Annotated in this window: 10 protein-coding genes and 1 riboswitch; of the genes, 5 read left to right on the plus strand and 5 right to left on the minus strand. The window is 48.3% G+C overall.

The annotated features are described in order from the left end of the window. Positions 1-279 precede the first annotated feature (279 nt). Entirely contained in the window at positions 280-2,274 is a 1,995-nt protein-coding gene (locus NZ043_RS02145; protein ID WP_091027724.1) for a DNA mismatch repair protein MutS, read from the plus strand. Positions 2,275-2,414: 140 nt separating this feature from the next. Next, positions 2,415-2,666 carry a cysteine-rich CWC family protein gene (locus tag NZ043_RS02150; RefSeq protein WP_091027721.1) on the plus strand — a complete coding sequence of 84 codons (252 nt, stop codon included), beginning with the start codon at positions 2,415-2,417 and terminating at the stop codon, positions 2,664-2,666. A 60-nt stretch (positions 2,667-2,726) separates the two neighbouring features. Here the strand turns inward: NZ043_RS02150 and NZ043_RS02155 are convergent, their stop codons facing one another. From NZ043_RS02155 to gcvH, 5 genes are all read right to left on the minus strand, one after another. Continuing rightward, on the minus strand, positions 2,727-3,872 hold the full coding sequence (locus NZ043_RS02155; RefSeq protein ID WP_091027720.1) for a mannitol-1-phosphate 5-dehydrogenase: 1,146 nt from the start codon (positions 3,870-3,872) through the stop codon (positions 2,727-2,729). Continuing rightward, the gene (locus tag NZ043_RS02160; protein ID WP_017686856.1) at positions 3,869-4,303 is read right to left on the minus strand and encodes a PTS sugar transporter subunit IIA; all 435 of its coding nucleotides are present in this window, start codon (positions 4,301-4,303) and stop codon (positions 3,869-3,871) included. Before NZ043_RS02160 ends, NZ043_RS02155 begins: the two co-directional genes overlap by 4 nt. Further along, positions 4,300-6,402, minus strand: coding sequence for a BglG family transcription antiterminator (locus NZ043_RS02165; protein ID WP_091027717.1), 2,103 nt, complete (start codon positions 6,400-6,402; stop codon positions 4,300-4,302). The genes NZ043_RS02160 and NZ043_RS02165 overlap by 4 nt, the downstream gene beginning before the upstream one ends. 38 nt (positions 6,403-6,440) lie before the next feature. Continuing rightward, entirely contained in the window at positions 6,441-7,895 is a 1,455-nt protein-coding gene (locus NZ043_RS02170; protein WP_091027715.1) for a PTS mannitol transporter subunit IICB, read from the minus strand. Positions 7,896-8,314: 419 nt separating this feature from the next. Beyond that, positions 8,315-8,707: a glycine cleavage system protein GcvH gene (gene gcvH, locus NZ043_RS02175; protein ID WP_047844042.1), complete on the minus strand. Its 393-nt coding sequence runs from the start codon at positions 8,705-8,707 to the stop codon at positions 8,315-8,317. Positions 8,708-9,051: 344 nt separating this feature from the next. After that, positions 9,052-9,174, plus strand: a riboswitch (glycine riboswitch). A gap of 320 nt (positions 9,175-9,494) precedes the next feature. Here gcvH and gcvT point away from each other — a divergent pair. The 3 genes from gcvT to gcvPB all read left to right on the plus strand — a co-directional run bounded on the left by gcvT (position 9,495) and on the right by gcvPB (position 13,560). Next, on the plus strand, positions 9,495-10,631 hold the full coding sequence (gcvT, locus tag NZ043_RS02180) for a glycine cleavage system aminomethyltransferase GcvT (protein WP_091027713.1): 1,137 nt from the start codon (positions 9,495-9,497) through the stop codon (positions 10,629-10,631). Next, entirely contained in the window at positions 10,628-11,983 is a 1,356-nt protein-coding gene (gcvPA, locus tag NZ043_RS02185; RefSeq protein WP_091027712.1) for an aminomethyl-transferring glycine dehydrogenase subunit GcvPA, read from the plus strand. The genes gcvT and gcvPA overlap by 4 nt, the downstream gene beginning before the upstream one ends. Before the next feature lie 137 nt (positions 11,984-12,120). Further along, a complete protein-coding gene (gene gcvPB, locus NZ043_RS02190) occupies positions 12,121-13,560 on the plus strand; it encodes an aminomethyl-transferring glycine dehydrogenase subunit GcvPB (RefSeq protein ID WP_074097008.1) in 1,440 nt (479 codons plus the stop codon). Positions 13,561-13,744: the final 184 nt, after the last annotated feature.

Here is a 13,744-nt window from a genome sequence, read left to right on the forward strand (position 1 = left end):
CCCATATGGCATACGTGTATTTCATGATGCGCCAGATCCCTGTACTTAGTTAAGAACAGCGGATATCATAAATCGCCTCCGGGATTGTAATTGTCCGGGTCTATTTCCGCGCTGAGTTCAGCGCGGATTTTTTAATATAGACCTGTAGTGGACTTTGCTTTCCCATATGTTTAGGGCGGAGAATGACGTTTGTTCATTCTCCGCCCTTTTTGCGTTTTCCAGGAATATGTTTCAGCGCATCAACTGAAATTACAATTCAAATTCAAGGAGAGATTACGCATGAATGAAAACACATTAAACAGTCTGGGTTATCCACAAATTCAAAAAAACGTTGCAGACTGCGCCCTGTCTTACCTGGGCAAACGTTATGCGAGAGAACTAAAACCGATGGTAGATGCTCACCTTATTCAGATTCGCCTGGAAGAAACTGCAGAAGCGGCTGCGTTGATTCGCTTCGGGGCCAGTATTCCCCTCCCTTCACTCGACGGAATGGAAACCATTATGGATCTGCTTGGCACCGGTTATCTATTCAGTGAACGCGACTTCAGTCATCTCGCTCAGTTCCTGCGGAGCTGTGCACAACTCATGAAGTACATGGAGGGCAAATCTGGGGCCGCTCCCACCGTCAGTCGTTATGCAGCATCCATGATTCTGATCGAACCTTTGCTGAGTGAGATTGAGCGCTGCATCCATAGTGGACGCATTCAGGATCAGGCGAGCAAGGAACTCATTCGTATTCGTAAAAAAATAACGGTCAATGCGGAACGCATGAAACGAAAACTTGATTCTCTGGTGAGTAAACATCGCTCCATTATGCAGGAACATGTCATCAGCCAACGGGGAGGAAGAACGGTTCTGCCCATTAAGAAAGAGTTCCGTAAACAGGTGAAAGGCAGTGTACTGGATGAATCCGGGAGCGGGCAAACCGTATATATCGAACCTGTTGAATTAGTAAGTTTACAGATGGAATTGGCCGCTCTACAAGCGGAGGAGTCCCGAGAGGAGATGAGAATTCTCGGTGATTTAACCTCCCTGGCCGAATCATATAACCGTGAAATCGCACTGAACACCGAAACGGTAGGTGTATTGGACTTCCTGTTTGCCAAAGCCAAATATGCGGCCACCATGGACGGACGTACCGTTCGAGTTAATACTCAGGGCCACATTAGCCTTCAACGTGCACGTCATCCGTTCATGGGTTCTTCCATGGTTCCCCTTGATTTTGCAATCGGCAAAACGTACTCGTCGCTCATTATAACGGGCCCGAATACAGGGGGTAAAACGGTCGCACTCAAAACACTTGGTTTGTTAACCCTGATGATGCAATCGGGTTTGCTTATTCCGGTGGAGGAAGGTGGCGAGATGGCTGTTTATAACGAGGTAGCGGTTGATATTGGTGACGGGCAGAGTTTGGAACAAGCGCTCAGTACATTTTCCGCACACATTCGCAATATGATTGGCATACTGGAACAGGCCAATATGTCAACTCTGGTGCTCATTGATGAGATGGCTTCCGGCACAGATCCCGGTGAAGGTGTGGGACTTTCTATCGCCATGCTGGAGGAACTTCACAGCCGCGGAGCAACCGTTGTGGCAACAACACATTTTGGTGAAATCAAACATTTTGCAGCTGCCACGCCAGGATTCGAAAATGCCCGTATGGAATTTGACACCGTTTCTCTCCAGCCGCTGTATCGATTGCGTATCGGAGAAGCTGGTGAGAGCTATGCTTATTCCATCGCATTAAAGCTGGGCATGCCACAGCGAATTATCGAGCGATCCAAGTCCCTGTCCGATCAAAGTATTTCAAGAGATCGTACATTCGTGTTCACATCACCTCCTTTGGAAAATCCAGCCCTGACGCCTGATCGTTCCGTTGCAGAAGCAGAAGGCCCAGCAGAGTTATCCAGGAGGAACCAGTCAAAGGATTCAATCGGTCCCCACAAAAAGACAAAAACTAGAGTGTCGGATTCTCCTGCTCCTGCCAAAACTTTTCGCAAAGGGGATCGGGTGTATGCGGCCTATCTTAATCAGTCGGGCATCGTCTGTGATGTCGAGGATAGCCGTGGAAATATCGGGGTCATGCTGCGAGGACGCAAAGTCAAAATCCATAAGAAACGCCTGACCCTGCATATATCAGCCGATGAGCTTTATCCGGGTGACGATTATGACTTGGACATTGTGCTAGAAACAAAGGAAAATCGAAAGAAGCGTAAGTTGATGGGACGCAAACATGTGGAAGGCCTACAGATCGAATTACCGCCTGAAGAATAGCCGATGGGAGAAACAGATGTGGTGAACTGGAAGTCATATATACAGAGCGAAATCCATAATCACCGGCACATTTCTGTTATACTGGGGACCAGTATGTTTAACTTCAGCTCGTAGCTATTGCACAGGGAGGGAAGAACTGAATGTCTGCAGAACAAGACGATCAAGAGCACATCCATATCGATGTTCTTGTCTGCCCATTATGCGGGGAAACTAATCGCTGTTCCTATGCCGCAGGACATCCTCATTCGGAATGCTGGTGTAACCGGGCTACTTTCCCCGAGGGTGTGTTTGACCGCATTCCGGCAGAGCAGCGCCGAAAATCGTGCATATGTCAACGTTGTTTGGACGAATATGCCGATAAAAGCCAACCAAAAGAAGAGCCACACAGTTAACAACTGTATGGCTCTTCTTCATTATGCCTCATCTATACTGTTAGCTGGCTGCCACTGCTCTTACATTTGGTTATACTGGGCAACAGCCTGTTCAAGCACCGGATGATGCTCATCCATGGACGTATAATGATGCAGTACAGCTGTAATCCCCTTCTGGCGGATCATGTTCTGCAGTTCAACTGCTTCCGGATCATCAGAGACATCGAACTTGCAGGCTGCTGCCATACCCATAGCCAGATAAGTCGTATCAGTTCCATCCGCATAGGCCTGAAGGGCCGGGCGAACCAGACGATCATTCGGAGACAACTTGCGCAGCGGAGAACGACCAACACGAGTAACCTCATCGGTGAGATACGGGTTGACGAACCGTCCCAATATTTTGACAATATACTGCTCATGCTCTTCAGGGTTGAATGCAAAACGCTTCACCAGAACTTTTCCGGTTTCCTGCAAAGCACCGTAGACAATGGATTTCACCTTTTCGTCGGCAATAGCCTTCTGAATCGTGTCATACCCGTGCACATTACCTATATAAGCTGCAACGCAGTGTCCTGTATTAACAGTGAACAGCTTCCGTTCGATATACGGCTCCAGATCATCGACATATAGAATGCCCTCAACCGGTTTGAATGCAGGAGCCATCTGGGAACGATCCACCACCCACTCGTAAAAAGGCTCCACCTGTACATGCAACGGGTCTTCATGATGCTGAATAGGCACTATCCGGTCTACGGCTGAATCTGGAAAATAAACGTATTGATCCGCAAGGGAACGTACCTTTTCATCAAGCAGAGCATATACATGCTCTTTCAACTGTGTACTGGCTCCAATGGCGTTCTCACAAGCAATAATGTGAAGAGGGTTTTGAGCAGGACCGGAATTCAGTCTTTTCTCAAGTCCTTTCGCAATGCCTGGTGCAATATGTTTCAGCACACCCACACCCACTGCGGTTGTAATCAGATCAGCTTCCACAACGGTTTGGGCAACCGTCTCCAGTTGGGTTCCATCGATTGCATTTACGCCTGTGACGGTCTCCTGATCCTTGCTCTCGTTAGCCAGTTCCACCGTATATTGCCCCCGTTGCTGGAGAGCTGTAACCAAGTTCTGATTCACGTCGGAGAAAACCACCTCATAGCCCGCACGGGACAGAATCAAGCCGATAAATCCGCGTCCAATGTTACCTGCGCCAAAGTGTAGGGCCTTCATAGCTCCATTTCACTTTCCAGAATAGCGATAACTTCTTCAGCAGTTTTAGCCAGACGCAGGGCCTCCATATTCTCATCTTCAGCACAGATCACCGCGATGCTAGTCAGGATCTCCATATGTTCCCCGCCTTGAGCCGCGATACCAATGACCATATAAGCCTTTTCTTCGCCAAAATCAACACCCTGTGGATACTGAATGACAGAGATACCTGTGGATAAAATGAAAGCTTTGGATTCCTTCGTACCGTGCGGAATAGCCAGGCCGTTCCCTACATAGGTCGAGACAATCTCTTCCCGTTCAATCATCTTTTCAATGTAATCAGCGGTAATATGTCCCGCATCCTTCAGAATCTGTCCTGCCATGCGAATCGCTTCGTATTTGTCCTGAGCCGTCGCATTCATGATGACTTTATCTGTTGTTAACATACTCATAATGGTTGACCTCCAATTTCGGTTTTACTGCGATAAAATCCAACAAGTTCCTGGGACAGGTAATGAATGAGTTCATCCCTAATTCCCTTTTCCAGCAATGTAATCATTTCTTCCTGCAATAACAGTGCGCTGATCTCACTGAGAACCTCCAGGCTTTCCTTGGATAATTCTCTGGGACCGAGCATCAAGAGGACATGGGTAACTCCTGCCGGATCATCCGGCGTACGAAGGAGTGGCTCAGTGAGCTGAAACAAGCTAATGGACGGCCTGTAGATCCCCTCACTGCGTGTATGAAACAGCGCAAGTCTTGTGCCGGGAATCTTCTGACTCCCCACTGCCTCACGTGCCTCCAACCGTTTTGCGATCTCCCCCGGTTCCTTTAGCACACCAGATCCATGGAGTACGTTGCACATCGCATACACCGTTTTATAGAACCCGATGTCCTGATTATCCAGCGGGTACACCTGAAACTTGCCAATAATTCGGACGATTTCAACTAAAATAGCTTCCATTCCATCAGGGTCAGAGTAACGACTTGTCGTCTGAACCTCTGCTTCACGGGGCTTATTATGCTGTCGTTGTAATGTTGTTGTTCGGATAAAATGACGCAGACGTTCGCTCTCTTCTGCCGTAAGCAGTGGACTCACTTTGTAATACTGATGCTCATCCATCGGCAGATCAACAGTAGATAAGACCAGATCATATTGATCTGTAGGTATCCGGGCAGCCTCGTACCAGGACACGCTATCCATGATCCGAATCTCGGGAATCTCCTTGGATAATCTGCTGGAAAGCATGCGTGATGATCCAATTCCGCTTGTACACACGATGATCGCCCTGATCTCCCGTTTCAATGCACGTAACCTCTCGATGGAAGCTCCAAAGTGCATAACCAGGAAACCAATCTCCTCATCCGGAACTTCTGTACCTGGCCAAGCTTGCCCCACAGATTTTTTGACCTCTTCAAAGAGGGAATCATAATCCTTGCGAATCTGCTGCAAAAGCGGATTACGAATCATCTGTTGTCCTTCAATTCGCTCCATGACAGGTTGCATATGACCAAGCAGACCTTCACGAAGCAAACGATCCTCATGAAAGGCGTAATGTGTCCTCGCCTGCATCTGATCAATCAGTGAATGTACCCTGTCCAGTAAAATCAAGTCGTCTATTGGCAACAGCCGCGAAGAGTGAATCCGCTGCTCTGTCTCAACTAATAGTCTGTGAAAATAAGCTTGCTCATCTTGGGAGAATGTCAGCCCCAGCTGGGTCGATAACACACCACACAAGCGGGAAGCCATATAAGGTGGAACCTTCATCTCATCCTGCTCTGCAACTGCATCTCCCGTGTTCTCTCGTGGAGACATACGGCCAATGCCAATGCCTTTACGAATACGTACAACCGCTACGGATAATTGAATCAGCAGCTTCATGTATTGGCGTTCCGGGATGTTCTCCAGCCATTCGATGTCTGGTTGCCATAACGCATTTTCGATCGTAAGCACATCACCGTGTCCAATCATATCCAGCAGTTTTTGGTTTACGATGGAGCCCCCTTGTTCAGGTTGTCTTCCGAACAGGTCGGACTCATCCAGAAATTCCAGTGCAAGTGCAGCTATGGCTGTGCGATGAATCGTCTCACTTCCATTAATCTTGACGCCATATCCACGTCTGCGAACCAGCTTCAGTCCCGCCTGACGAATCCGTGACTCCAGATCGTCCAGATCAGTGGTTACGGTGGATACGGTCACTTTCAGATCCGAGGCCAGGGCGAGCAACTTTACAGGCTCCGGTTCATCAAGCAGGATGCAAAGCATGAAGAGCTTACGCTCTTCCGGCGTAAACTCTACATATTCTTTACCCTCTAGTTGCTGGCGCAATATAGCCAGATCATCGGAACCAGCATCAATTCGGATACCGGTTCCTGATTTTTTTTCCAGCCTCATGCCCAAAGGTTCAAGCCATTGTTCAATCATTTGCAGCTCCCGGTGAACTGTTCGGGTACTGACCTTAACTTCAACGGCGATTTCGCCGGCAGTGACTTCATGTGGATGCTCCAGCAGAAACTCCACGATTTCACGTTGTCTTTTGGTAATACTCATATCTCAGCCTCCGGCTCAGGGAAAACAAATGCGTACAATTACTTTAGACGTTCAACGAGCGCATCGTATTCCGGGCTTTTTAGGAAGTTGTCGATGGATATATGTTCTGCGTTCGGCGCAACGGAGCGGGCACGATCGGTTAATATTTGTTGTGTGATTACCACATCTGCATCCGGCGGGATATCACTGATAGCCGTATTGGTCACCGTAACGTCAATCCCCTCTGCCTTCATCTTCTTGCGTAGAATGGAAGCACCCATGGCACTCGACCCCATCCCTGCATCACAGGAGAAGACAATTTTCTTCACGTCTGTTTTGACTGTAGAAGAAGCCATATCTGCGGCTCTGTCTGCTTCACGATGATTAGCCGTAATGCCAGCGTTTGGCACGGTTCCTTGACTCTTCATGTCTTTCATCCGACTGGATGCGGACTCCAGATCTTCGTCCTTTTGTTTACCCGTTTTCAGCAACACTGCTGCTACCAGGAAGGAAACGACGGCTGCTACAAGCACCCCTGCAAGCATTGGCAGGTATCCACCTTTCGGTGTTAAGAGGAAATACGCGATAATACTACCCGGTGATGGTGCTGAAACAAGTCCTGCTCCGGTGAGCATAAATGTTAATGTACCTGCGACGCCACCCGCAATTGCGGCAAGAATCAGAATCGGTCTCATCAAAATGTAAGGGAAGTAGATCTCATGAATTCCCCCGAAGAAATGAATGATAACGGCACCCGGTGCAGAAGATTTGGCCATTCCGCGTCCGAAGAAACAGTAAGCAAGCAAGATACCAAGTCCCGGACCCGGGTTCGATTCAAGCATGTATAATACGGATTGCCCTAATTCTCTTGCTTGATCTGTTGCAATTGGTGTTAGAATCCCGTGGTTGATTGCATTGTTCAGGAACAATACTTTACCTGGTTCAATGATTAGGTTGACCAGCGGCAGCAAACCAAGATTCATTAAGCCTTGTACCCCGGCAGATAATACTTTGCTAATTGCTTCTACAGCAGGCCCGATGCCCAGTAGCGCAAAAATCCCCAAGATCCCGCCAATAATACCGGCTGAGAAGTTGTTAACCAGCATTTCAAATCCGGCTCTAACTTTACCTTCAATCGATTTATCAAACTTTTTGATGATCCATGCTGCCAGTGGTCCGGCAATCATGGCACCTAGGAACATCGGGATATCACTACCCACGATGACCCCAATGGTCATAATGGCACCCACGACACCACCACGCTGACCATGCACCATCGTACCCCCGGTGTAACCGATTAACAGTGGCAGCAAATATTTGATCATCGGATCGACTAGCTGTGCCAGTGTCTCGTTAGGGAACCAGCCTGTTGGAATGAACATGGCCGTAATTAATCCCCAGGCGATGAACGCTCCCATATTCGGCATGACCATACCACTCAGGAAACGGCCAAAACGCTGCACACCTACCCGTAGCCCACCTTTGGAATTGGACGATTGGTCCAAATTACTCATTGTATTATCCTCCTTGGATCAAGTGATTATGATTTATGAAAGGGGTATCATTTCTCCCCTGCTGTAATCCTAAGCGAGAATGCTCTCCTGTTCAATGAAATGAAAGCGTACTTTCGTCATGAACAATGATGACAACATTAGGTTATGTAATCGTTTTAATCGATGCATAATGGCTGAACCCATTGGTACACAAGGTTTTTCTTGCCTATGACTTTTATCATTTCCAGAGTCATTTTCTAACCTATAGCTTGGTCCAATCAGATGATTTACATCCACAATCTGCTCAAATCTACATTCAAAACCATTCTTGGAAAGCACAAAAAACCTGTGCAAGCATCCGGCTCACACAGGTCGAAACAATATGAAACTCATTTCATTTGCTTATAAAATATATGTTAATAAGTACAAGTTCGTTGATACTATTCTTCCGTATGTTTACGATACGCGTCTGCATTCATCAATGTAGACAATGCTGCTGTCAGATCTCCCTCAACACGAATCTCAATCATCCAACCTTCCTCGTAAGGAGAGCTGTTCACAAGTTCAGGGGAGTCCTGCAACGAATCATTGACTGCAATAATTGAACCTGTGACGGGAGAGAACAAGTCGGAAACCGTTTTGACCGATTCAATCGTTCCAATGCTGTCCTCTGCTTTTACATTGGTTTCAAGGTCAGGCAATTCCACAAACACAATGTCACCCAGCTGATGCTGCGCGAACTCGGTAATGCCAATACGTACAGTATCCTCCCCTACGGTTTGCACCCATTCGTGCTCTTCACTGTACAGGAAATCACTTTTCAATTCGCTCATCAATATCCGCCTCGCTTTTCATTAAATGAGTGCATGCGTTCTTTGACCTTAACCTTTTTCCCAGAACATAGCGTATGATATTTTTGATTCAAATGTCAAGATACCTCACAATTTATTTATTGATCACCTCTAAATCCTGTAACCCGATTACACTCTTTCTTCATATACTGGTGAATATTAGAATAGTAAGCGCAGTCTTTTTAAATACACGAACAATAAAATTGAAACCAAATTAAATATTCGGTTTTTAATTATAATCTATGACATCGTTCTTGACATCGGTAGTGGATTCACGTTTTAATGAGAGGAGTAAATGTGTTTATTGGACTATGTTATACCCGCGGATGAATGTAAAGGGAGAGATTACCCGTGACACCCGATTCGGGATGTACATGAGGTAACGCCGAAGGAGTAAACCACCGATAAGCGGGGGTGAATCTCTCAGGCAAAAGGACTTTTACGGGACGCAACTCTGGAGAGCATCTATTCGCCCTGTGCGGGCGTTATGATCACCCAAGGGGAAACCTGCTGCACAACGCAGCGGGGTAACTCTCAGGTACAAGGGACAGAGCCTTAGAATACAGCGTGCTACTTGGCATGCCGATTCTTTGGCCTGTCCTTTTCCTTTTTCCCAAAAAACGAAAAACAGGATGTAGAACGGCGCTGTCATAGCTGCCTTACCATACTTATCTACGAAAAATCTCTGCTGAAAAATGTAAAAATACCCTGGTTCATTGATCCACGATTGTATATCCGGCCGGTTGACGGCCCATGACGAGGTGATTTGATGTCCGATTTGCTTAGAACACCACTCTTCCCACTGTATCAGCAATACGAAGGCGTACGGTGCATTGATTTTGGAGGCTGGGAGCTTCCAGTGCAATTTAGCGGAATCCAGAAAGAACATGAAGCGGTGCGTGAGCGTGCTGGACTATTTGATGTATCCCATATGGGTGAATTCACCGTACAGGGTGAGCAGGCTGAAGTTTTTTTGCAACAAATGACGACCAATGATGTGACCACGCTCGTTCCGGGTCAAGCCCAGTACACCCTGATGTGTTATCCAGATGGCGGTGTGGTAGATGATCTGCTCGTGTATAAGCTGGAAGATCAGCATTACATGCTCGTTGTTAATGCCTCCAACATCGACAAGGATTGGGCGTGGCTGCAAGAGCACTTGATCCCTGGCGTAAGCATGACTAACGATTCTGAGCAGACGGCGCTGCTCGCCTTGCAAGGTCCACTGGCTGTAGATATTATCGGGAAAGTTACAGATACGGATGTATCCTCGATTGAGCCTTTCCGTTTTGTACAGCAGGCAGAGGTATGCGGCGTTAAATTACTGTTGTCCCGTACAGGTTATACCGGTGAGGACGGCTTTGAACTATATGTACCTGCGGACCATGCTGCTGCGGTGTGGAATGGATTAATGCAAGCCGGAGAAGGTCACGGACTCGTACCAACCGGACTTGGTGCCCGGGATACACTGCGCTTTGAAGCAAGGCTCCCCCTGTATGGACAGGAATTGTCGGCAACCATCTCTCCGCTCGAAGCTGGCGTTGGCATGTTTGTGAAGCTGAATGCCGGACCTTTTATCGGATACGAAGCCTTGTTACAGCAAAAAACTGACGGGCCTGCCCGCAAACTGGTCGGCATCGAAGTGCTGGAGCGTGGTATTCCCCGCCCCCACTATCCGATTTACGCCGAAGGCGTACAGATTGGTGAAGTAACAACAGGCACGCAATCACCTACATTGAAGCGTAATCTGGGGCTTGCTCTCATCGACAGTAAATACGCTGCGCTGGGAACCCCGCTTGAGATTGAGATCCGCGGCAAGAAACTAAAAGCCGAGGTCGTGAAGACCCCTTTTCATAAACGGACACGTACGTCGAAGACACCTACTCAAGGAGCTGATCAAGCATGAGCAAGCACCGTTACATTCCCATGACTGAGCAAGATCAGAGCGCCATGCTCGCAACCATCGGTGTGGATACGCTGGAGGAACTGTTTCAGGACATTCCGCAGGAGATTCGTTATCAGGGCGAGCTGCCCGTATCCTCCAAACTTGATGAATATGCGCTGACACGTCATATGTCCAAACAAGCCGGCGCTAACGCCAATTTCGAAACACACGCCAGCTTCCTCGGCGCTGGCATATATGATCATCATGTTCCTTCCGTCATCAATCATGTCATTTCCCGTTCCGAGTTTTACACTGCCTACACACCTTATCAGCCTGAGATCAGCCAAGGTGAACTACAGGCCATTTTCGAATTTCAATCCTACATCTGTGAATTAACCGGTATGGCTGTAGCCAATGCCAGTATGTATGACGGCGCAACTGCCTTTGCAGAAGCAGGTAATCTGGCCGCAGCGGCAACTCGTCGCAAACAGCTCATCGTATCCCGTACCGTTCATCCGGAAGCCCGTCAGGTATTGCAGGCATATGCGCACGGATTAAGTCTGGAGATTGTCGAGATTGGTTATAAGGATGGCGTCACTGATTGGGATGCCCTGCAAGCCGCCATATCGGACGATACCGCTGCTGTCATGATCCAGAGTCCGAACTTCTTTGGTGCTGTAGAAAATGTAAAACAGGCTGCCGACCTCGTGCATGCGCACAAGGGCCTGCTCGTTGTAAGTGCTAACCCGCTATCGCTGGGTCTGCTGGAAGCCCCAGGCAAGCTGGGTGCCGACATCGTTGTAGGTGATGCGCAGCCCCTCGGCATCGCCGCTTCACTCGGCGGCCCGACATGCGGATATTTCGCCGTATCCCAGCCTCATATGCGCCGAATTCCTGGCCGAATTGTAGGCCAGACCACCGATCGCAACGGCAAGCGTGGTTTTGTACTCACACTGCAAGCACGTGAACAGCACATCCGCCGCGAAAAGGCGACATCCAACATCTGTTCCAACCAGGCTTTGCTTGCACTCAGCGCATCTGTGTACATGTCCATCATGGGTAAACAGGGCATGATCGATGTCGCGGATCTGAATTTGCAAAAGAGTCATTACACCCTGAATACATTAACTGCGATTCCTGGAGTTAGCCTTACTTTTAATGCACCAACATTTAATGAATTCGTGATTAAACTTCCTGAAGGAACAGACGTGGATGCTCTTCAGTTGAAACTGCTGGATGCAGGCTTTATTGGTGGCTACGAACTCGGACGTGATTATCCGGAGCTTACCGGACATATGCTGATTGCTGTTACCGAACGGCGCACTAAGGAAGAGATTGACGAATTCGCACGAGCATTGGAGGGATCGCTGTGACTCAGGAAACGACGACAACAACGACAACATCGGTACAAGGAAAATCGGAAACAGGTACCTCTGTCTCCACTTCGGTTCAACCTGAGACGGATACAACATTTAGTGCACAGACCTTATCTCCTGCTTCGGAACAATCATTGATTTTTGAACTCAGCAGCCCTGGACGTGTCGCTTATTCCTTGCCAGAATGTGACGTTCCTCGTCAGGCTGCCGATACGTTGATTCCCCGGGAAATGCTCCGTTCGGAAGCAGCAGCACTGCCGGAAGTGTTTGAGGTAGATGTTATTCGACACTATACCGCTCTGTCCCGCCGCAACTTCGGGGTAGATAACGGATTTTATCCACTGGGCTCTTGTACAATGAAATACAATCCGAAGATCAATGAGGACGTGGCCCGTTACAATGGATTCGCCAAAATCCATCCGTACCAGCACGAATCCAGCATTCAAGGTGCTCTTGAACTGTTATATACATTGCAAAACGACCTTGCAGGTCTGACAGGTATGGACGCTGTGACTCTGCAACCAGCCGCGGGTGCCCATGGAGAATGGACTGGTCTTATGATGATTCGTGCCTACCACGAAGGTCGTGGCGAACAACGTACCAAAGTCATCGTGCCCGATTCTTCGCATGGTACCAACCCGGCAAGTGCAACCGTTGCAGGATTTGAAACTGTGACGATTCCATCCCGAGCAGACGGACTGGTCGATCTGGATGCACTCCGTGCAGCAGTCGGTTCGGATACGGCAGCATTGATGCTGACAAACCCAAATACACTTGGTTTGTTCGAGAAAGACATTCAGGAGATTGCATCCATCGTACATCAGGCTGGTGGCTTGCTGTACTACGATGGGGCGAACTCGAATGCCATTATGGGCATTACCCGTCCGGGTGATATGGGCTTTGACGTGGTGCATCTGAACTTGCACAAAACGATGAGCACACCTCATGGCGGTGGTGGACCAGGCGCCGGACCAGTCGGCGTGAAGAGTCGTTTAGTTCCGTTCCTGCCTAAGCCAATGGTGATCAAAAATGATGACGGTATGTATGCATTCGATCGTGAAGGCGATCAATCCATTGGCCGGGTAAAAGCCTACTACGGTAACTTCGGTATATTGGTACGTGCCTATGCCTACATTCGCACCTATGGACCGGAAGGATTGCGCCGTGTATCTGAGTGTGCGGTACTCAATGCTAACTATATGATGGCCCGTCTTGCGCCTTACTACGAGATTCCTTACCCGGGTGTATGCAAACATGAATTTGTCATGTCTGGTCGGGGTTTGAAGCAATATGGTGTGCGCACACTGGATGTTGCCAAACGATTGCTTGATTTTGGATATCACCCGCCTACGGTGTACTTCCCGCTCAACGTGGAGGAATGCATCATGATCGAGCCAACAGAAACCGAGAGCAAAGAAACGCTGGATGGGTTCATTGATACGATGATACGGATTGCCAAAGAAGCGGAAGAGACACCTGAATTGGTACTCAACGCACCTTACGGAACACCGGTCACTCGTCTTGATGAGACCACCGCTGCCCGCAAACCTGTATTGAACTGCGCTTGCAGTTAATCAAATCATTGTTAACACAAAAAGCTCTTGCTGATGTTCCAATCAGCAAGAGCTTTTTATGTTGCCTTCCCGGTCTACTTATGCCACTCTTACAGCTCACCATCCTCCTGCTAGAGCGTGTCTCAAACGCAGGCAAGTTATGCTCCGATGTATACCAGTGTCCGAATCACATTGTCCTGTTTAT

Source organism: Paenibacillus sp. FSL k6-2145, assembly GCF_037976585.1.
GTDB lineage: Bacteria > Bacillota > Bacilli > Paenibacillales > Paenibacillaceae > Paenibacillus.

Coding starts and splice junctions, on each gene's coding strand:
- NZ043_RS02145 (WP_091027724.1), top strand. CDS start 280: ATGAATGAAAACACATTAAACAGTCTGGGTTATCCACAAATTCAAAAA.
- NZ043_RS02150 (WP_091027721.1), top strand. CDS start 2,415: ATGTCTGCAGAACAAGACGATCAAGAGCACATCCATATCGATGTTCTT.
- NZ043_RS02155 (WP_091027720.1), bottom strand. CDS start 3,872: ATGAAGGCCCTACACTTTGGCGCAGGTAACATTGGACGCGGATTTATC.
- NZ043_RS02160 (WP_017686856.1), bottom strand. CDS start 4,303: ATGAGTATGTTAACAACAGATAAAGTCATCATGAATGCGACGGCTCAG.
- NZ043_RS02165 (WP_091027717.1), bottom strand. CDS start 6,402: ATGAGTATTACCAAAAGACAACGTGAAATCGTGGAGTTTCTGCTGGAG.
- NZ043_RS02170 (WP_091027715.1), bottom strand. CDS start 7,895: ATGAGTAATTTGGACCAATCGTCCAATTCCAAAGGTGGGCTACGGGTA.
- gcvH (WP_047844042.1), bottom strand. CDS start 8,707: ATGAGCGAATTGAAAAGTGATTTCCTGTACAGTGAAGAGCACGAATGG.
- gcvT (WP_091027713.1), top strand. CDS start 9,495: ATGTCCGATTTGCTTAGAACACCACTCTTCCCACTGTATCAGCAATAC.
- gcvPA (WP_091027712.1), top strand. CDS start 10,628: ATGAGCAAGCACCGTTACATTCCCATGACTGAGCAAGATCAGAGCGCC.